Source organism: Helicobacter pylori, from assembly GCF_030323545.1.
In the GTDB taxonomy this organism is placed as follows: Bacteria; Campylobacterota; Campylobacteria; order Campylobacterales; family Helicobacteraceae; genus Helicobacter; species Helicobacter pylori_CO.
Map to the genome: position 1 here is coordinate 1,416,876 of NZ_CP122954.1, position 19,091 is coordinate 1,435,966.

The window sequence follows — 19,091 nt, forward strand, 5'->3', positions numbered from 1 at the left end:
ATCCCTTATGGGGGAGTTTTTTGTATGGGGTTGTTTCTTAATGGTTTGAGCCAGATGGTTCTAATTCAAAACACGCAGTGGGGATTTGATTAAATTCATTAGCAAAGCGTAAAAAATCGTTGGTAATGTTTTCAAGATCGGCTTCTAAATTGTCATAGAACTCTTGATAATATTCGCCTCCATTAGGCTTAACGATCTTGTCATACGCCAGGCATTTTTGACACTCTTTTTTCTCATCATCCTCTGTGGATCGCCCTATACAAAGATAAAACTTTTCAAAATCGTTGCACCAATAGTAAGCAAACCAAAGGTAAAAACCTTTTTTTGGGGTTGGTTTTTCACCATTGACAAATCCTTCCCCTAAAATATCCTGACGGCAAAAAGCGATGGATGGCTCATGGGATAAGTTCCCAGAGCCAAGACTGATTTTACACGCATAACCCCATGGCGTTAAAAACTTGTTCAGCCCGTTTTGGCATGAACCATACTTTGGTATTTTTGGTCTTTTACCTGTTTGTTTTTCCTCTTGCGCTTTAGCGTCTATTAGCACTACAAATTCTCTTAACAAGTCCTAAAAACGCTTTTCTTTGCTCCTCATTCCATTCTATCGTTTTCATGAAAACTCCTTAATCCATTTCAATAAACCAACATTTTATCCTAAACTTATTCCATTTAATGAGTTTAGGCATAATCGCAAAATTGAATTTTATTGTTTGTTATAGGAGGAATGATGATTATCACCACAATGCAAGACGCCATAGGCCGCACTCCCGTTTTTAAATTCACTAACAAGGATTACCCCATTCCCGTAAATTCCGCTATTTACGCCAAACTGGAGCATTTAAACCCAGGAGGGAGCGTTAAAGATCGCTTAGGCCAATACCTTATAGAAGAAGGGTTTAAAACAGGTAAAATCACTTCTAAAACAACCATCATTGAGCCTACCGCAGGCAATACCGGCATCGCTCTAGCCTTAGTCGCGCTCAAGCATCATCTCAAAACCATCTTTGTTGTCCCGGAAAAATTCAGCACAGAAAAACAGCAAATCATGAGGGCTTTGGGGGCTAAAGTGATCAACACGCCTACTAGCGAGGGGATTTCTGGCGCCATTAAAAAAAGTAAAGAGTTAGCCGAAAGTATCCCTGATAGCTATTTGCCCTTGCAATTTGAAAACCCTGATAATCCCGCCGCTTACTACCACACCCTAGCCCCTGAGATTGTCCAAGAATTAGGCACAAATCTTACGAGCTTTGTAGCCGGGATAGGGAGTGGTGGCACTTTTGCAGGCACGGCTAGGTATTTGAAAGAACGCATTCCTAATATTCGCTTGATTGGGGTGGAGCCGGAGGGTTCTATTTTGAATGGGGGAGAGCCTGGGCCTCATGAGATTGAGGGCATTGGCGTGGAGTTTATCCCTCCTTTTTTTGCAAACTTGGATATTGATGGCTTTGAAACGATCTCAGATGAAGAGGGTTTTAGCTACACTAGGAAGTTAGCCAAGAAAAACGGCTTATTAGTGGGGAGCTCTAGTGGGGCAGCTTTTGTAGCAGCATTAAAAGAGGTGCAACGCCTCCCAGAAGGCAGCCAGGTTTTAACCATTTTCCCGGATGTTGCCGATCGTTATCTTTCTAAAGGTATTTATTCATAAAAATTCAATAAAAAAGGAAAAACCATGCACATGCAAACAAAACTAATCCATGGGGGCATTAGTGAGGACGCGACAACGGGGGCGGTGAGCGTGCCTATTTATCAAACTTCCACCTACCGCCAAGACGCCATAGGCCGCCATAAGGGCTATGAATACTCTCGCTCAGGCAACCCCACGCGCTTTGCTTTAGAAGAACTCATCGCCGATTTAGAAGGGGGGGTTAAGGGGTTTGCTTTTGCCTCTGGCTTAGCTGGAATCCACGCCGTTTTTTCCCTCTTGCAATCAGGCGATCATGTGTTATTGGGTGATGATGTTTATGGGGGGACTTTTCGCTTGTTTAACAAAGTGCTTGTCAAAAACGGGCTTTCTTGCACCATTATAGACACTAGCGATATATCCCAAATCAAAAAGGCTATCAGGCAAAATACCAAAGCCCTTTATTTAGAAACCCCTAGTAATCCCTTGCTTAAAATCACGGATTTAGCGCAATGCGCTAGTGTTGCTAAAGATCATGGTTTGCTCACTATTGTGGATAACACCTTTGCCACCCCCTATTGCCAAAACCCGCTTCTTTTGGGGGCGGACATTGTGGCGCATAGCGGCACCAAATACTTAGGCGGTCATAGCGATGTGGTCGCTGGGCTTGTAACCACTAATAATGAAGCACTAGCCCAAGAGATCGCTTTTTTCCAAAACGCTATCGGTGGGGTTTTAGGCCCTCAAGACAGCTGGCTGTTGCAAAGAGGGATTAAAACGCTAGGATTGCGCATGGAAGCCCACCAAAAAAATGCCCTTTGCGTGGCTGAGTTTTTAGAAAAACACCCTAAAGTAGAAAAGGTTTATTACCCGGGTCTTCCCACTCACCCTAACCACGAGCTAGCCAAAAAACAGATGCGTGGCTTTAGCGGGATGCTCTCTTTCATTCTCAAAAATGACAGCGAAGCGGTTGCTTTTGTAGAAAGCCTTAAACTATTCATTTTAGGCGAGAGTTTGGGCGGGGTGGAAAGTTTGGTGGGGATTCCGGCATTTATGACCCATGCGTGTATCCCTAAAACACAACGAGAAGCTGCAGGGATTAGAGATGGCCTGGTGCGCTTGTCTGTAGGGATTGAGCATGAACAGGATTTGTTAGAAGATTTAGAGCAAGCGTTCGCTAAAATAGGCTAAAATTTGCCACTTATAAACTAAAGGAGTTAAAAACATGAAAACACCAAAAATGAATGTAGAGAGTTTTAATTTGGATCACACCAAAGTCAAAGCCCCTTATGTGCGTGTCGCTGATCGCAAAAAGGGCGTTAATGGGGATTTGATTGTCAAATACGATGTGCGCTTCAAGCAGCCCAACAAAGATCACATGGACATGCCGAGCCTACACTCTTTAGAGCATTTAGTCGCTGAGATCATCCGCAACCATGCTAATTATGTCGTGGATTGGTCGCCTATGGGTTGCCAAACGGGATTTTATCTCACGGTGTTAAACCATGACAATTACACAGAGGTTTTAGAGGTTTTAGAAAAGACGATGCAAGATGTGTTAAAGGCTACAGAAGTGCCTGCCAGCAATGAAAAACAATGCGGTTGGGCGGCTAACCACACTTTAGGGGGCGCCAAGGATTTAGCACGCGCTTTTTTAGACAAACGCGCTGAGTGGTCTGAAGTGGGGGTTTGATAAATGGGGGAATGATTTTACTCCCCTACCCCCTTACCCATTTTGCCCATAAGCGTTAAATGCCAATCAAAAATCATCGTATCGGTGTTAATATTATGTAAAAATTAATGTTATGAATCTCTTGTATTAAAAGGATTTCAATGAAAAAATTGATTTTGGTCATCTTTTTAACGCTAACGCTTTCAATATCTGCAAAAGAAGTCAAAATCGTGTTTTTAGAAACTTCAGACATTCATGGGCGGCTTTTTTCGTATGATTATGCAATTGGCGAACAAAAACCCAATAACGGCTTGACAAGGATTGCGACTTTAATCAAAAAGCAAAGGGCTGAGAATAAAAATGTGATTTTGATTGACAGCGGGGATTTGTTGCAGGGTAATAGCGCGGAGTTGTTTAATGATGAGCCTGTTCACCCGCTAGTTAGAGCCGAAAACGATTTAAAATTTGATGTTCGTGTGCTTGGCAATCACGAGTTTAACTTCAGTAAAGATTTTTTAGAAAAAAATATTAAGGGGTTTAATGGCGGTGTCGTGAATGCGAATATTATCAAAATTGCGGACAATAAGCCGTTTGTGAAGCCTTATATGATTAAAAAAATTGATGGCGTGAGGGTGGCGGTTGTGGGATATGTGGTGCCACACATCCCCACTTGGGAGGCCGCTACGCCTGAACATTTTGCAGGCTTGAAGTTTTTGGACGCCAAAGAAGCGTTAAAAAAGACTTTGAAAGAGCTGAAAGGGAAGTATGATGTTTTGATTGGCGCTTTTCATTTGGGGCGAGAAGATGAGAAAGGTGGCGACGGGATACCTGATTTGGCGAAAAAATTCCCGCAATTTGACATCATTTTTGCAGGGCATGAGCATGCGGTCTATAACACTAAAATAGGAAAGGTGCATACCATTGAGCCTGGAGCGTATGGGGCTTATCTGGCAAAGGGCGTGGTGGTGTTTGACACCCAAACGAAGAAAAAAATCGTAACGACTGAAAATTTACCCACAAAAGATATTTTAGAAGATGAAGAATTAGCGAAAAAATACGAATATGTGGATAAAAAATCAAAAGAATACGCTAATGAAGTGGTTGGCGAAGTTACAAAAACCTTTATTGACAGGCCTGATTTTATCACAGGAGGAGAAAAAATCACCACGATGCCAACCGCCGCCTTGCAAGAAACACCGGTGATAGAATTGATTAATAAAGTGCAAAAATATTACGCAAAAGCCGATGTTTCAGCGGTAGCCTTATTCAATTTTGGGGCGAATTTGAAAAAAGGGCCTTTCAAAAGAAAAGATGTCGCTTACATTTATAAGTTCGCTAATACGCTTATTGGGGTGCATATCACGGGTGAAAATCTGTTGAAATACATGGAATGGTCATACCGATTTTACAATCAGTTGCAGCCAGGCGATTTAACGATCAGTTTTAATGAAAATATTCGTGGTTATAACTTTGATATGTTTTCTGGCGTGAAATACCAAGTTGATGTTACAAAACCCGCCGGATCAAGGATTATTAATCCTACAATCAACAACAAACCCCTTGACCCCAAAGCGGTCTATAAATTAGCGATCAACAATTACCGATTCGGGACATTATCCACGACATTAAAATTGGTTACAGACGCCAACAGGTATTATAATTCTTACGACGAGTTACAAGATAACGGGCAAATACGAGATTTAATCATCAAATACATCACGGAAGAAAAAGGCGGGAAGGTAACCCCTGAACTGGAACATAACTGGGAAATCATCAACTACAATTTCAAAAACCCGTTGTTGGAAAAATTGAGAGAAAAATTAAAAGAGGGGAGCATCAAAATCCCCACTTCAAAAGATGGGAGGACTTTGAATGTCAAATCCATTAAGGAAAGTGAAGTTAAATAAGATTTTTATTTTTATTATGTTTATTTTTAAGCCTAACTTAAAAAAAGGTGTTTTATAATTTTGTCTCGTTTGTTCTCTGTTTACAGTGGTTTTCAAACAACCGGGTTTTTAATTTTGTTTTGTGCCACCACTCATTTTTCGGGGGGGGGGGGGGGGGTGCATTTAGAAGCTAAACTCTAAAATTAGGGTTTGACTTAAAAATGATTGATAGGAGATGAATGGTGTTTTTTTCAATGTTTTCTTCGTTGGGGACTCGTATCATGTTAGTCGTGTTAGCCGCTCTTTTAGGTTTAGGGGGGCTTTTTATTGGTTTTGTAAAGGTTATGCAAAAAGATGTGCTAGCGCAACTCATGGAACATTTAGAAAACGGGCAATACAAAAAGCGTGAAAAAACGCTCGCTTACATGACAAAACTTCTTGAACAGGGCATTCATGAGTATTACAAAAGTTTTGACAATGCTACTGCAAGAAAAATGGCGTTGGATTATTTTAAACGCATCAACGACGATAAGGGCATGATTTACATGGTGGTGGTGGATAAAAATGGGGTAGTATTGTTTGATCCGGTCAATCCTAAAACCGTAGGTCAATCAGGGCTTGACGCTCAGAGCGTTGATGGGGTGTATTATGTTAGGGGGTATTTGGAAGCGGCTAAAAAAGGGGGAGGCTACACTTATTACAAAATGCCTAAATACGATGGAGGCGTGCCGGAGAAAAAATTCGCCTACTCGCATTATGATGAGGTGTCTCAAATGGTGATCGCAGCGACTTCTTATTACACTGACATTAACACCGAAAATAAAGCGATTAAAGAAGGCGTGAATAAGGTTTTTAATGAAAACACCACGAAATTATTCCTTTGGATACTGACAGCGACGATAGCGTTAGTGGTTTTGACGCTCGTATACGCTAAATTAAGGATCGTGAAACGCATTGATGAACTGGTCCTTAAAATCAATGCTTTTAGCCATGGGGATAAGGATTTGAGGGCCAAAATTGATGTGGGTGATCGCAACGATGAAATCTCGCAAGTGGGCCGTGGGGTCAATTTGTTTGTGGAAAACGCCCGCTTGATTATGGGAGAGATTAAAGGGATTTCCACCCTCAATAAAACTTCAATGGATAAATTAGTCCAAATCACGCAAGAAACCCAAAAGAGTATGAAAAATTCATCAACCACCCTAAATTCCGTGAAAAATAAAGCCACTGATATAGCGGGCATGATGAATGCTTCCATAAAGCAGTCTCAAGGGTTAAGGAAGCGTTTGATTGAAACGCAAGCGTTTGTCAAAGAGAGCAAGGATGCGATTGGGGATTTATTTTCTCAAATCACAGAGAGCGCGCACACTGAAGAGGAACTCTCTAGCCAAGTGGAGCAACTCAGCCGTAACGCTGATGATGTCAAATCCATTTTGGATATTATCAATGATATTGCCGATCAAACGAATCTATTAGCCCTAAACGCCGCTATTGAAGCCGCAAGGGCCGGCGAGCATGGCAGAGGCTTTGCGGTGGTGGCTGATGAAGTTAGGAATTTAGCCGGGCGCACTCAAAAGTCTTTAGCTGAAATCAATTCCACTATCATGGTGATTGTCCAAGAAATCAATGCCGTGAGCTCGCAAATGAATCTCAATTCGCAAAAAATGGAGCGCTTGAGCGATATGAGTAAAAGCGTGCAAGAAACTTACGAAAAAATGAGTTCTAATTTAAGCTCAGTCGTTTTAGACAGCAATCAAAGCATGGACGATTACGCTAAATCCGGACGCCAAATTGAAGCTATGGTAAGCGATTTTGTAGAAGTGGAAAAAGTGGTTTCTAAAACTTTAGCGGATTCTTCAGATATTTTAAACATCGCTACGCATGTGAGCGAAACGGCCATGAATTTAGACAAACAAGTGAATTTGTTTAAAACTTAATTAGGGGGAGTTTATCAAAAAAGGGTTGGATTGTTAAAAGTTTCTGTGATCACAGCGTGTTTTAACAGCGAAAAAACCATTGAAGACACCATTCTTTCCGTGCTTCATCAAACTTATAAAAACATTGAATACATCATTATAGACGGATCTAGCACGGATAGCACTTTAGAAATCATTCAAAAATACAGAGATAAAATCGCTTGCGCAATAAGTGAAAAAGATGAGGGCATTTATGACGCTATGAATAAAGGCATAAAGCGTTCTAGTGGGGATATTATCGCTTTATTGAATAGCGATGATTTTTACAAAGATGAGTTTGTGGTAGAAAAAGTGGTGCACGAGTTTGAAAAGAAAAATTGCGATAGCGTGTATGCGGATCTGGTGTTTGTCAAACCGGATCGTTTAGAAAAAGTGGTCCGTTATTATGAAAGCGGGGAGTTTAACCCTAAAACCTTGCTTTATGGCGTGGTGCCAGCCCACCCCACGCTCTTTGTCAAAAAAGCCATTTATGAACGCTACGGGCTATACAAAACCGATTATAAGATTTCAGCGGATTTTGAGATGATCATCCGCTTGTTTGTGGTGCAAAAAATAAGCTTTTCTTACTTGAAAGAAGTGTTAGTGGTGATGCGCACCGGGGGGGCTAGCGCAAATGGGTTTAAAAGCCTTTTATTAAGAAATAAAGAAAACATAAGAGCATGTAAAGAAAACGGCATTCAAGCGAATGTTTTTTCCATGTTTTTAAAATACCCTAGGAAAATCATGGGCTTATTTAAAAGGGGAAAAGGGGGATTAAAACGAAACGATTAAAGAAAGATTAGCGTTAAATCGTGGTTTGAATCTTTCTTGATGGTTGTTGTAGGTGTAAAAAACATTCCTCACTAAGGGTATTTCAATCCCTAATTGCAAGGACAAATAGCCGATAAAATCCACGATAAAACCAAAGCGAAAGGGGGCTTGAAAAAAGGTTTTCTTGGTTCTTGGGATGATGGTTGTGATAGCGCCGGATTTAATCGTATCCACCAATAACACCCCTTGCTCTAAAGCGATTCCTAAATAACTCCTAAAACGATAGGTTTTTTTATCCACAAAAATCCAAGAAAAATCTAACGCACCCCCATAATTTTGCACCATTAGGATTTGAGGCTGAGAGAGCGAAACGGAATGGGAATAGTTATAGACGCTAAAGATTCTAAAACCGACTTTAGGGTGGTTTCTTAAAAAATGCTCCAAGCCCGTAGCGGTATTAAACCCTATGCTATTCGCCGTAAGAGTCAGGTTTTGGTTAGTGGTTGAATAAGCGGCTTGCGAATAGTTGTATCCAAAAATAAAGAAAAATTTAAGGCTTTTTTCTAAAGCCCTTTTTAAGATTTCTTGGTTTTTGTCTAGAACTTTCTGTTTTTCATTGTTTTTATCAAGGGTTAGGGGTTTAGGTTTGTCGTCTTCATTCTTGTTTTTAAAATTCTCTAAGAATTGAGACCAAGTGATTTCTTTAGCTTCTAAAAAGAGTGGATTCAACAATAAAAAGAGATAAATACTAAATAGAGTTTTCAAATACAGCCTTAAACTTTTTACGGCTATTGTGCCTAATTATCTTAAATTGATTTTAAATTACTTGTATGTTTTTACTATAACCCCCACCCGCACACAACACTATATTTTAAAATACAATCTATTGAGATTTCACCGCTCAATTAAAGTTTAGCTTAGAGCAAATAAAACACCTTTTCTTCTTGAAAAATGCTTTTAATTTCCACAAAAAGGGTTTTTTCTATGCGTTCTTCTAGCACGATAATAGGGTTTATGCTCTCGCTCCCGCTCACTAACGCCCTTAAAAACAACTCTTCTTCATAATTTAAAGGGTTAAGGTTTAACTCTTTTAAATTTTCGTAGTTTTTTGCCATAAGAGTATTAAGGCCTTCTAAAGTTAAAAACAAGGTTTCATCTCTTTGGCTATAACCCACTAGCGCGTTTAAACGCTGGGAAAAAACCCACCTTAAATCGTTAATCCTTACTCTAGCCTTACTTTTAGAGCGCGCTAGAATATAACAATTCAGGGGGTTTGAATTTTTAGAAAGCCACACGCCCCCATTCAATAAGCGGTAAGTTGCGATCGTTTTTTGGGCTAAAGAAGGCTTATTAGCATCCTTTTTAGCTGCGTCTAGTTCTCTAAAAACTTGCGTTCTTTCTTCAACGCTTGCGGGTAAAATCTGGCGTTTTAAAGGCGAGTAAAGCTCAAAGGGGCTTCTGTTTTGGGACTCTTTTTGGATTTTTAAAGCGAATTGGCAACCGCAATAATTTTGCCGATAAAGCTCGTTTTCTCTCGCTAAAGCTTGCAAGTTTAAATCCAACTCGCTCTTAAAATGTTCAAAATTATCGTTTCTAAACACAACAAATTCCAAATTGTGCCTTTGCGCGATGTGTTGTCCCTTAGCGATGAGCTGGTTAGGGTCTTTTTTAGGGCTTGTGAGTAAGGTGGTGGTGAATTTTTCTTCCCCTAATTCAAAGGCTTTCAACGCGCTCGCTTCTAAGCGTAAGTCAAAGCACTCAAAACAGCGCTCGCTTTTTTCCCCTAACAATTCCTTACCCTTAGCTTTATCTAAAAATTTTTCTAATTCATAATCGCCCTCAAGCAATTCAATTCCTAGCATCTCGCAAGTGCGTTTCACATCTTCTAAACGCAACAGATATTCGCTATAAGGGTGGATATTGGGGTTATAAAAAAACCCTACAATTTTTTCACCCGCAAAAGCCTCTTTAGCCTTTTTTAAAAAATAGAGGTTATCCACTGAGCAACAAATATGAATGAGCATTAAAACTGCTTTTTATTCACATCTTCTAAAATATCGTTAGAGACTTTGTCAATTTCTTGACTGATTTCTAAAGAATCGCTAGCGATTTTTAGATTGCCCTCAGTAACCGATCTTAAGGCTTCAATAGAAGCGTTGATTTCTTCCACTTCTTTAACCTGGTTTTTAATGCTTTCGCTCGTGTCTGAAATGCTTTGAACGAGGATATTGATATTGGCTTCAATCTCGCTGAGCGATTTTTGCGTCCTTTCAGCGAGCTTCCTCACTTCATCAGCCACCACCGCAAAGCCTCTGCCATGCTCGCCGGCTCGTGCGGCTTCAATAGCAGCGTTTAGGGCTAAAAGATTGGTTTGATCGGCAATATCTCTAATGATTTCCACAATGCTTTTAATGTCTTGCCCTTGCTCGATCATGGCTTCACTTTGAGAGCTCACGCCTTGAATGGAAGTGGTGATATTTTCTATCGTTTTAGAAGTTTCCATCAAGCTTTTGTGTTGGGAGTTTGAAGCCTTTTCTAAATTTTGCACGCATTCTTTTAAATTCGCGCTATCGTTCGCTAAATCTTTGGCAAAATTAGACGAAGTTTCTAGCATTTTTTGGATTTCTTGCCCTAAAGCGTTAGTAACCAATTCCACCCTACCCGAAGCGTTTTGGATCCGGCCTCTAAAATCCAAACTAGAATAGCTTTCAAAGATTTTGAAAATGCTTGGCATGTGAGTCCCTACGCTTTCTTGCAAATAATCCATGATCCCGTTTAGCGCGTCCCTCAATTCTTTCAAATCAGGGCTTGCGGGATCAGCTGTGATGCGCACCGCAAAATTCCCTTTTTTCACATCTGAAACCACTTTAATGGTGTCTTGAACGGCTTGCTTGTCTTCTTGCATGGTTTTTTGGGTTTGCAAGATATTTTTATTGATCGCTGTTTGCATGCACCCTAATTCGTCATTGGATTTCGCTTCAATCAATTTAATATCGCTAGAATGGGTTTGATTGTTCAATAATTTAAAGAAATGAGACAAGGTGCTAGAAACGACTTCCAAACGACTGCTCACGATCGCTCGCATTAAGAGAGTGATCGCTATAATCAAGGCTAACACCATGATCGCACTCGCTATGATCACCACAAAACGCACCGAGCCGACTTGCTCATAGACCTTGTCTTTTTCAATGATTAAAGCGATCATCCAATTGAGATTGTCTTTACTTTCTGTTTTGCCTAGCATTTTAAAGGTTTCAACGGCTAAAAAGTTTTCCTTATGGCTAAAGGGATCTAGGTATTCTAAAGTCGCTTTAGAGCCGTTTTCTAAAATAGCCATCACTTCATTAGTGGCTTTAGGCACGCTCTTATAAATTTCGGCGATAGATTTGTCTTGCAAACTCTTATTCGCGCTCAAAAGCATTTTACCTTTAACGCCAATTAAAAACAAATCGCTCCTGTTTTTAGTGATTTCATTACTGAAGCTGTCAATGGAAATAAAAACCATCAAAGCCCCTATAGCCTCTTGAGCGTTTCCGTTCAATAAAGGTAAAAGAATATCAACCCCATAAACTTCCGCCCCGTTAGGCATTTTCCTATAATAAGGCAAGCTTTTAGAAATTTCTTTATTTTTCATCGCTTTTTGTGCTAAAGGGTTATTCCCTAATGACGGGTTTTCCATTAGCTTAATCGTATCGTTATCCCTTAAAAGCGTTAATCTTAAATCTTCTCTGTCTTTAAAAAACACGCTCGCCCCAGCGACATGCGAATTGGCTAGAATGAAGTTTTTTAACAAGTGGATTTTGATTTCTCTTTTGGTGTCTTTAGGGAGCATTTCTTTGACAATGCCCATGCTCGTATAAGTGTTTTCAAGAACCCCTTGCACTTCCTTAACCTTGAAATGTAAACTATCTTGCATAGAATGCAGAGCGCTTTCTTTTAAAATCTCTTTCACCCTGCTGTTCAAGGACACCCCTAAAATGCTCACGCACACGATCACAATCAACGCCACGCACAATATGATTTTATTACCGATACTCAAACCTTTAGACATAAAATAACCTCACTATGATGGATTTTTTGCCCATTTGCGGCAAAATTTTAAACCGCATTATAGTATTATAAGCATAGATCCAAAATTAAACTGAATTAAAAAAGGCGATCAATCGTTCTCATTAAAAAACCATTTAAGGTTGCATTCGCTCTTTTAGGGTATGCTACGACTTGAAATTATCCCAATATAAATAAGGAATCATCATGCCTTTTGTCCCCACGCGCTCTTTGAAAGAAAAAAAGATTGATTTTATTGAAGCAATATTAAACCCCAACGCCCCAAAAGGCGGGCTTTACACTTTAGAGCGTTTTGAAACGCTAGAATGGCAGGATTGTTTGAATCTGAGCTATAACGAGCTGGTAGAATGCGTGTTTGAGCGGTTGGGTTTAGAGATTCCTAAGGGTTTATTGACAAGCGCTTTAAAACGCTATGAAAATTTTGATAACCCTAAAAACCCGGCCCCCATTTTTGCGCTCAATGAAAGGCTTTTTGTCCAAGAGCTCTACCATGGGCCTAGTTTGGCGTTTAAAGACATGGCGTTGCAGCCTTTAGCGAGCTTGTTTTCTAATCTAGCGGTAGGAAAAAATGAAAAGTATTTAATGCTCGTTTCTACAAGCGGCGATACCGGCCCTGCGACTTTAGAAAGTTTGGCGGGCATGCCTAATGTTTTTGTGGTGTGTTTATACCCCAAAGACGGCACAAGTTTAGTCCAAAAACTCCAAATGGTTACCCAAAGCGCTAGCAATTTAAAGGTCTTTGGGATCAGTGGGGATTTTGATGATGCGCAAAACGCACTCAAAAACCTTTTAAAAGACGATGATTTTAACGGCGCTTTAAAAGCGCGCCAATTAAAATTAAGCGTGGCTAATTCCGTGAATTTTGGGCGCATCGCTTTTCAAATCGTCTATCATATTTGGGGCTTTTTAGAATTGTATAAAAAAGGCGCGATCAATTCTAAAGAAAAAATCACCCTAGCCATACCTAGCGGTAATTTTGGGAACGCTTTAGGAGCGTTTTATGCCAAAAAAATGGGCTTGAATATTGCTAAAATCAAAGTTGTAACCAACAGCAATGATGTTTTAAGGGAGTTTATAGAAACAGGGCGTTACGATTTAACCCATCGTTCTTTAAAGCAAACTTACTCGCCGGCTATGGATATTTTAAAAAGCTCTAATGTGGAAAGGGCGCTTTTTGATCTCTTTGGGTTTGAACGCACGCTAGAATTGATGCAAGCTTTAGAAGAAGAGAAGTTTTATGCACTAAAGCCTAAAGAATTAGCCCTTTTACAGGAGTATTTTTCTTGCGCGAGCTGCTCAGATGAAGCCTGTTTGAAAACAATCCAAGAAGTTTATGCAGAGCACCAATACCTGATTGACCCCCACACCGCCACCGCTTTAAACGCCAGCTTGAAAACCAATGAAAAAACCCTTGTTTCTGCCACCGCCTCTTATGAAAAATTCCCTAGAACCACCCTTTTAGCCCTAAACGAGCAAAAGGAAAACGATAACGACAAAACCGCCCTAGAAACGCTTAAAAACAGCTACAATACCCCAGATAGCCAGCGCCTTGATGATTTATTTGAGAAAGGAATCAAGCACCAAGAAGTTTTAAAACTCAATGAGATCAAATCTTCTATCCTTTTGTGGCTAGAAAGCCTACATTAAATCTTTTTAAGCTCTTGCTTTTAATAAAATCTTAATTTTAAGTCAAACTACACTATAATAAGGAAATTCTAAACGAAGATTAAACTTTGAATGAAAGGAGTTTGAATGAAAAAAATCATTTTAGTAGCGATAGCCTTACTGATGAGCGCTTGTGCGAGCTATAAGATCACGCCTGAACATGTTACATCCTATAACAATGGGATTCAAGTGATGACTTCCACGCAAGCCAAATCTAAAGTCCAGCTAGAAATCGCTCAAAGCAAATTAAAAGGCTTGAGCGAATCCCCTTTAGTGCTGTATGTAGCGGCACAAGTTTTAGAGGGAAATCCTGTGGTGTTTGGCCGTAAAGCCATTTCAGTGTCTATCAACCAAACGAATTTACCGGTCTTAAGCTTGAGACAGGTGATGAAATCCAGTTTTGATTTTGAGAGTATTTTACAAAGTTTTAATATTGCCGTGCCGACCACCCCTATTGATAATGTCAATATGATCACCCCGCCTATGTTTTATTACGGGCAAGGGGGATTTTTAGCTTATGCCATGATGTATGGGGGAATGGGTCTGTATGGGCCAGGCTTTGGCATGATGATGGTGGATGATGTGGAAGAGCAAGAAATCATGCAAGAAAGCCGCCAAGCTTTAAAAATCCTAGCGATCAATTACCTTAAGAAAAACACCCTTAATGTTGAAGGTAAGGCTAAGGGAGGGTTTGTGGTAGTGGATACCAAAAACCTTAAAACCCCGGGTGTGGTGGTGGTTAAAGTCTTTTTAGAAGATGAAATCCACACCTTTAAAATTGATATTTCTAAGATGTAATCGTTCTCTTTAATAAAAGCCTTTGGGCTAACCCACCTAAAGGTTTTTTCTTAATTGGGCTAAAAACGATTAAACCTTACTCCATTGTTTAGATTTTATCCCACTAGTGCGAAAAAACTCTGTCCTTTAGGGCGCAAGAGTGCATAGCCGTTAGGCTATATTCAAGCTAAAAGAGGTTAAAATCCCCCTAGTCTTTTTGGGGTAGGAAATATCCATGCAGACTATAAAGAGCCTTTCGTGTTAGCGTTCAATGCTTTAGTTAGGAAGTTTCTTTCTTTAGAAAGGGGCGGGTTTCACTTTATGGCAAAAGGGGAGAAAAGCGGGGAGAAAAGCCCAACAATTAAACCCCCTTTTTTTGCGTTTATTTTTGAGAAGCTAAAAAATCCTGGATATTTTCTTTGGTTTTTTCCACTAAGGTTTTCAAGCTGTCGCTATACGCCCATGCGATATGGGGGGTTAAAAGCAATTTATTTTGGATTTTTGGGTTCAAAAACGCATGATCTTTTTCAAAAGGCTCTTTCACAAACACATCGCTCCCGTAATACAAATCTTTGGTTTCTAAAATTCCAGCCAGATCCTTTTCATTCACAATGCCCCCACGCCCCACATTGATTAAAATCGCCCCATCTTTTAGGCTTTGCAATTCTTTTAGAGCGATTAAATCGCGCGTGCTTTCATTTAAAGGGGCATGAATGCTGATAATATCGCTTGTTGTGAGCAGATCTTTTAAACTCAAGCGCTCATATTCTTCTTTTTTATCTTTAGGGGAAAAATACACCACCTTTGCCCCGAAAGCTTGAGCGAGCTTGGCGACTCTTTTACCGATATTGCCTAAACCAATAACCCCCCATTGACCCCCTTTAATAAGCCCCATTTTAATATCGCTAATGTGCGTAAAAATATCGCTTTGACTATACTCCCCGCTTTTGCAATAATGATCGTAATCATTAATCCTCCCCAATAAAGACAACGCGCACGCTAAAGTGTGCTGGGCTACGGATTCTGTAGAATAGGCGCTCACATTTTTGACTTCTATGCCTAAAGCTTTCGCACTTTTTATATCCACATTGTCCGTGCCTGTAGCGGTGATGCAAATGAGTTTGAGTTTAGGCAATTGGCTTAAAATTTCTTGAGTGATAACGACTTTATTCAATACTACAATCTCAGCGTCTTTGCAACGCTCAACCACTTGATTAGGCGAAGTGATCTCATAAAAATCAAAATCCGCCACTTCTTTTAAAACTTCTAGCGCTTTTAACCCCACGCTTTTAGCGTCTAAGACCACGCCTTTTTTGAATGTTTGCATCTCTTTACTCCTAGATTTAGTTTTAAAGTTATATAATTAAACCATAAAATCCTTTTTTAAAAGAAACTAAGCATGCCAAAACCCAAGAAAAACACCCTCCCCTGTAGCCTTTCTATCAAAATGTCTTATTTCATGCGTCTTCTCATTAAATGGCGCACCCGCTCTTTAAGCCATAAAATGATGACGCTGGTTCAAATTTTAAGCATTTTAGCTTTAGCGAGCAAGGCTAGTGAAGATTTAGAAGAGCAACTCAAAAAAATCAAAGACTACATTTATAGAACCCTAAACGCTAAAATCGCATCGGATGTGTATAACCGAGTGCTTATTTTAGTGAATGAATATTGCGCTAATGAAGAATTGCTTGATAAAGAGAGCGTTAAAATTTCAGATTTACTCATTCAAGACATTCAGCTTTACGCTTTAGTGGATGAAATGCTTAAAGAAGATAAATACCAAGTCCAGCACACCATTTTAAAGGGCATCATCAAGCGCAAATACGATGAAGCCTACTCGCTCAATAGCGAAGACAGGATTCTTTTAGAATATCAAGAACGCTTGCTAGAACCCTCATACGCGTCTTTTTCAAATAAAAAATTCAAATGATTTGAAAGCGTTACCCCACTTTTTAGGTTTTTATTGAAAAAGGGCTTTAAAATGAGCTAAAATGAGCGTTTTATTTGAAAATATAAAGGGATTGAATGGCTTTTAAGGTGGTGCAAATTTGCGGGGGGCTTGGGAATCAAATGTTTCAATACGCTTTCGCTAAAAGTTTGCAAAAACACCTTAATACGCCTGTGCTGTTAGATATTACTTCTTTTGATTGGAGTAATAGGAAAATGCAATTAGAGCTTTTCCCTATTGATTTGCCCTATGCGAGTGAAAAAGAAATCGCTATAGCTAAAATGCAACACCTCCCCAAGCTAGCAAGAGAGGCGCTCAAATGCATGGGGTTTGATAGGGTGAGTCAAGAAATCGTTTTTGAATACGAGCCTAAATTATTAAAGCCAAGCCGCTTGACTTATTTTTATGGTTACTTCCAAGATCCACGATATTTTGATGCTATATCCCCTTTAATCAAGCAAACCTTCACCCTACCCCCCCCCCCCCCGAAAATAATAAGAATAATAAAAAAAAAGAGGAAGAATACCACCGCAAGCTTTCTTTGATTTTAGCCGCTAAAAACAGCGTGTTTGTGCATATAAGAAGAGGGGATTATGTAGGGATTGGCTGTCAGCTTGGTATTGACTATCAAAAAAAGGCGCTTGAGTATATGGCAAAGCGCGTGCCAAACATGGAGCTTTTTGTGTTTTGCGAAGACTTAAAATTCACGCAAAACCTTGATCTGGGCTACCCTTTTACAGACATGACCACTAGGGATAAAGAAGAAGAGGCGTATTGGGACATGCTGCTCATGCAATCTTGTCAGCATGGCATTATCGCTAATAGCACTTATAGCTGGTGGGCGGCTTATTTGATAAAAAATCCGGAAAAAATCATTATTGGCCCCAAACACTGGCTTTTTGGGCATGAAAATATCCTTTGTAAGGAATGGGTGAAAATAGAATCCCATTTTGAGATAAAATCCCAAAAATATAACGCTTAAAGCGGCTTAAAAAAGGCTTATTAGAGATTTAAATCTTTGATTTTAGATCGGATTTCCTTAAAGCGAGCGTCTAATTCTAATTTCCTGTCCATTGATATTTTGACAAACTCGCTTTCTTTTTCTATGCCGATAAATTGCCTCTTCAAAAGATTAGCCGCAATGCCTGTGGTAGAGCTCCCGCTAAAAGGATCGCCAATGAGAGAATTTTCATCGCTCGCCATTAAAAGCAAGCGCACTAATAAAGCGAGGGGTTTTTGAGTGGGGTGCTTGCCATTTGCTTTTTCCCAAGGAGCGATCGCTGGGAAGCTCCACACATCGCGCATTTGTTTATCGTTATTGATCTTTTTTAAAACCTCATAGTTAAAAACATGCTTATGCTTGCGGCTTTTTCTCGCCCAAATGATTTGCTCAGCTGAATGTGTCAAATAACGGCAGCTGAAATTGGGAGGAGGGTTGGTTTTTTGCCAAGTGATGAGGTTTAAAATCTTAAAATCCAATTTTTGTAAAACACGCCCTAAAGAAAAGATGTTGTGGTAAGTCCCGCTGATTAAAAGGCTTCCTGTGTTTTTTAAAGCCTTTTTGGCGTTGTTTATCCACTGGTAATTAAACTCATCAATACCATTAATCCCGTCTTCTTTATCCCAATCGCCTTTATTGACGCTCACGATTTTACCGCTCTGTATGCTTAAGCCGTCATTAGAAAGGAAATAAGGCGGATCGGCAAAAATCAAATCAAAAGCATTTTCAAATTGGGGCAAAACCTCATTGCAATCCCCTTGATAAATGGTGAAAAGCTGGTCTTGGCTTTTAAAAATGGGGCGTGCGATTTCATTAGAATGCGCGATTAGCATTTTTGCGCCTTTGATATAAAATCACCCACATTGCTCAAATTGTAGATCTCCACAGATTTGTAAGCTTCTTGAAGTTTGTTTTTAGCGTCTAGCCAACCTATGCCATCGGTTATCCAAATAAATTCGTAATTGGGGAATGCTTCAAATTTTAAAGCTAAGTCTTGATAGGATCTTGCGACTTTATTAAGCTTACTCCCACTAATAGTATAAAAATTAGCTTCTATAAAATAAGTTTGATCTTTACCACAAACAACAAAATCAAATTTTTTAATATCATTTCCAAAAGCTTGGCATAAATCCTCAAATTCTCTAATATCTACTTGTTCTTTAAAATTTAATTGAGCTTGAAAAAAAAGACCGCTAAGATGATTTTCCATAACTTTTCCGCTGCGATTTTTTCTTGCATTGCTATCAAGCCCCACTTCTATACCAAAAACAAAATCATTTAAATCTTTAATATTTCGGTTACAAAAAATTTGCTCCAACCCCGTTTGACGAATAAATTCATAGACTTTTTCATCATCTTCAAAATAAGAATATAAGGGGTAAAAATTGCCATTAGCATCAAGCGCTATATCATTTTTATCTCTCACAGCAATGAGAATATTTAAAACATTAAAAGCTTTGGGGTATTCTTTAAAAAGACTCTTAACGCAACTTTTAAATTCTTTTGTATCTTTCCCAAGTAAAAAATTCAAGTGGTTTAAAGCGATGCTTATTCCATTTTTATTTTTGAGACACTTTTGCCAATCGGTAAAAAAGCCTAAAGTCCTATTGCTTGTCTTAAGGCTTTTTAAAAAAGTATCAAAGAGCAGATGGTTTTTCATTTTTGCTCCGCTTTAATGTTTTTCTTTATTATATATTTTTTGCGCTTTATACAACCCTTATAGGG

General features: G+C 39.4%; 17 protein-coding genes and 1 pseudogene. 11 read left to right on the plus strand and 7 right to left on the minus strand.

Annotation, left to right across the window (positions count from 1 at the left end):
• Nucleotides 1-37 precede the first annotated feature (37 nt).
• A pseudogene (locus tag QAP06_RS06785) lies at nt 38-617 on the minus strand (hypothetical protein).
• Between the two features lie 113 nt (nt 618-730).
• Here QAP06_RS06785 and QAP06_RS06790 point away from each other — a divergent pair.
• From QAP06_RS06790 to QAP06_RS06815, 6 genes are all read left to right on the plus strand, one after another.
• On the plus strand, nt 731-1,648 hold the full coding sequence (locus QAP06_RS06790; protein ID WP_286465563.1) for an O-acetylserine-dependent cystathionine beta-synthase: 918 nt from the start codon (nt 731-733) through the stop codon (nt 1,646-1,648).
• A gap of 24 nt (nt 1,649-1,672) precedes the next feature.
• On the plus strand, nt 1,673-2,815 hold the full coding sequence (locus QAP06_RS06795; RefSeq protein WP_286465564.1) for a cystathionine gamma-synthase: 1,143 nt from the start codon (nt 1,673-1,675) through the stop codon (nt 2,813-2,815).
• 34 nt (nt 2,816-2,849) lie between these two features.
• Complete coding sequence (locus tag QAP06_RS06800) at nt 2,850-3,317, plus strand: S-ribosylhomocysteine lyase (RefSeq protein ID WP_286465565.1); 468 nt, start codon at nt 2,850-2,852, stop codon at nt 3,315-3,317.
• Between the two features lie 155 nt (nt 3,318-3,472).
• Complete coding sequence (locus QAP06_RS06805) at nt 3,473-5,203, plus strand: bifunctional metallophosphatase/5'-nucleotidase (protein ID WP_350317267.1); 1,731 nt, start codon at nt 3,473-3,475, stop codon at nt 5,201-5,203.
• Nucleotides 5,204-5,421: 218 nt separating this feature from the next.
• Complete coding sequence (gene tlpB, locus QAP06_RS06810; RefSeq protein ID WP_286465568.1) at nt 5,422-7,119, plus strand: methyl-accepting chemotaxis protein TlpB; 1,698 nt, start codon at nt 5,422-5,424, stop codon at nt 7,117-7,119.
• A gap of 30 nt (nt 7,120-7,149) precedes the next feature.
• Nucleotides 7,150-7,929: a glycosyltransferase family 2 protein gene (locus tag QAP06_RS06815; RefSeq protein ID WP_286465569.1), complete on the plus strand. Its 780-nt coding sequence runs from the start codon at nt 7,150-7,152 to the stop codon at nt 7,927-7,929.
• Here the strand turns inward: QAP06_RS06815 and QAP06_RS06820 are convergent.
• The 3 genes from QAP06_RS06820 to tlpA form a co-directional block, all read right to left on the minus strand.
• Nucleotides 7,912-8,673 carry an outer membrane beta-barrel protein gene (locus QAP06_RS06820; protein ID WP_286465570.1) on the minus strand — a complete coding sequence of 254 codons (762 nt, stop codon included), beginning with the start codon at nt 8,671-8,673 and terminating at the stop codon, nt 7,912-7,914. The two genes, QAP06_RS06815 and QAP06_RS06820, sit on opposite strands and share 18 nt — an antisense overlap.
• A 152-nt stretch (nt 8,674-8,825) precedes the next feature.
• Nucleotides 8,826-9,932, minus strand: a complete 1,107-nt coding sequence (locus QAP06_RS06825; RefSeq protein ID WP_286465571.1) for an epoxyqueuosine reductase QueH — start codon at nt 9,930-9,932, stop codon at nt 8,826-8,828.
• Complete coding sequence (gene tlpA, locus QAP06_RS06830; RefSeq protein ID WP_286465572.1) at nt 9,932-11,959, minus strand: methyl-accepting chemotaxis protein TlpA; 2,028 nt, start codon at nt 11,957-11,959, stop codon at nt 9,932-9,934. The genes QAP06_RS06825 and tlpA overlap by 1 nt, the downstream gene beginning before the upstream one ends.
• 203 nt (nt 11,960-12,162) lie before the next feature.
• On the opposite strand from tlpA, the gene thrC reads away from it, so the two are divergent.
• Together thrC and QAP06_RS06840 are read left to right on the plus strand one after the other, a co-directional pair.
• Nucleotides 12,163-13,623 (plus strand): threonine synthase, encoded by a 1,461-nt coding sequence (thrC, locus tag QAP06_RS06835; RefSeq protein WP_286465573.1) that lies wholly within the window; start codon nt 12,163-12,165, stop codon nt 13,621-13,623.
• Between the two features lie 105 nt (nt 13,624-13,728).
• A complete protein-coding gene (locus tag QAP06_RS06840; protein WP_286465575.1) occupies nt 13,729-14,439 on the plus strand; it encodes a hypothetical protein in 711 nt (236 codons plus the stop codon).
• Nucleotides 14,440-14,800: 361 nt separating this feature from the next.
• On the opposite strand, the gene QAP06_RS06845 is transcribed toward QAP06_RS06840, so the two are convergent.
• On the minus strand, nt 14,801-15,745 hold the full coding sequence (locus tag QAP06_RS06845; RefSeq protein WP_286465576.1) for a D-2-hydroxyacid dehydrogenase: 945 nt from the start codon (nt 15,743-15,745) through the stop codon (nt 14,801-14,803).
• A 72-nt stretch (nt 15,746-15,817) separates the two neighbouring features.
• On the opposite strand from QAP06_RS06845, the gene QAP06_RS06850 reads away from it, so the two are divergent.
• From QAP06_RS06850 to futC1, 3 genes are all read left to right on the plus strand, one after another.
• Nucleotides 15,818-16,348, plus strand: coding sequence for a hypothetical protein (locus tag QAP06_RS06850; RefSeq protein WP_286465577.1), 531 nt, complete (start codon nt 15,818-15,820; stop codon nt 16,346-16,348).
• Between the two features lie 95 nt (nt 16,349-16,443).
• Nucleotides 16,444-16,911, plus strand: a complete 468-nt coding sequence (locus QAP06_RS06855) for an O-fucosyltransferase family protein (protein ID WP_286465579.1) — start codon at nt 16,444-16,446, stop codon at nt 16,909-16,911.
• Nucleotides 16,908-17,348 carry an alpha-(1,2)-fucosyltransferase FutC1 gene (futC1, locus tag QAP06_RS06860; protein WP_286465580.1) on the plus strand — a complete coding sequence of 147 codons (441 nt, stop codon included), beginning with the start codon at nt 16,908-16,910 and terminating at the stop codon, nt 17,346-17,348. Before QAP06_RS06855 ends, futC1 begins: the two co-directional genes overlap by 4 nt.
• A gap of 20 nt (nt 17,349-17,368) precedes the next feature.
• Here the strand turns inward: futC1 and QAP06_RS06865 are convergent, their stop codons facing one another.
• Together QAP06_RS06865 and QAP06_RS06870 are read right to left on the minus strand one after the other, a co-directional pair.
• Nucleotides 17,369-18,199 (minus strand): DNA-methyltransferase, encoded by an 831-nt coding sequence (locus QAP06_RS06865; protein WP_286465581.1) that lies wholly within the window; start codon nt 18,197-18,199, stop codon nt 17,369-17,371.
• Nucleotides 18,193-19,026, minus strand: coding sequence for a type II restriction endonuclease (locus QAP06_RS06870; RefSeq protein ID WP_286465582.1), 834 nt, complete (start codon nt 19,024-19,026; stop codon nt 18,193-18,195). The genes QAP06_RS06865 and QAP06_RS06870 overlap by 7 nt, the downstream gene beginning before the upstream one ends.
• Nucleotides 19,027-19,091: the final 65 nt, after the last annotated feature.

Bases quoted from the DNA above. Each gene is read 5' to 3' on its own strand.
- QAP06_RS06790 (WP_286465563.1), top strand. From the start codon at position 731: ATGATTATCACCACAATGCAAGACGCCATAGGCCGCACTCCCGTTTTT.
- QAP06_RS06795 (WP_286465564.1), top strand. From the start codon at position 1,673: ATGCACATGCAAACAAAACTAATCCATGGGGGCATTAGTGAGGACGCG.
- QAP06_RS06800 (WP_286465565.1), top strand. From the start codon at position 2,850: ATGAAAACACCAAAAATGAATGTAGAGAGTTTTAATTTGGATCACACC.
- tlpB (WP_286465568.1), top strand. From the start codon at position 5,422: ATGGTGTTTTTTTCAATGTTTTCTTCGTTGGGGACTCGTATCATGTTA.
- QAP06_RS06825 (WP_286465571.1), bottom strand. From the start codon at position 9,932: ATGCTCATTCATATTTGTTGCTCAGTGGATAACCTCTATTTTTTAAAA.
- tlpA (WP_286465572.1), bottom strand. From the start codon at position 11,959: ATGTCTAAAGGTTTGAGTATCGGTAATAAAATCATATTGTGCGTGGCG.
- thrC (WP_286465573.1), top strand. From the start codon at position 12,163: ATGCCTTTTGTCCCCACGCGCTCTTTGAAAGAAAAAAAGATTGATTTT.
- QAP06_RS06840 (WP_286465575.1), top strand. From the start codon at position 13,729: ATGAAAAAAATCATTTTAGTAGCGATAGCCTTACTGATGAGCGCTTGT.
- QAP06_RS06845 (WP_286465576.1), bottom strand. From the start codon at position 15,745: ATGCAAACATTCAAAAAAGGCGTGGTCTTAGACGCTAAAAGCGTGGGG.
- QAP06_RS06850 (WP_286465577.1), top strand. From the start codon at position 15,818: ATGCCAAAACCCAAGAAAAACACCCTCCCCTGTAGCCTTTCTATCAAA.
- QAP06_RS06855 (WP_286465579.1), top strand. From the start codon at position 16,444: ATGGCTTTTAAGGTGGTGCAAATTTGCGGGGGGCTTGGGAATCAAATG.
- QAP06_RS06865 (WP_286465581.1), bottom strand. From the start codon at position 18,199: ATGCTAATCGCGCATTCTAATGAAATCGCACGCCCCATTTTTAAAAGC.
- QAP06_RS06870 (WP_286465582.1), bottom strand. From the start codon at position 19,026: ATGAAAAACCATCTGCTCTTTGATACTTTTTTAAAAAGCCTTAAGACA.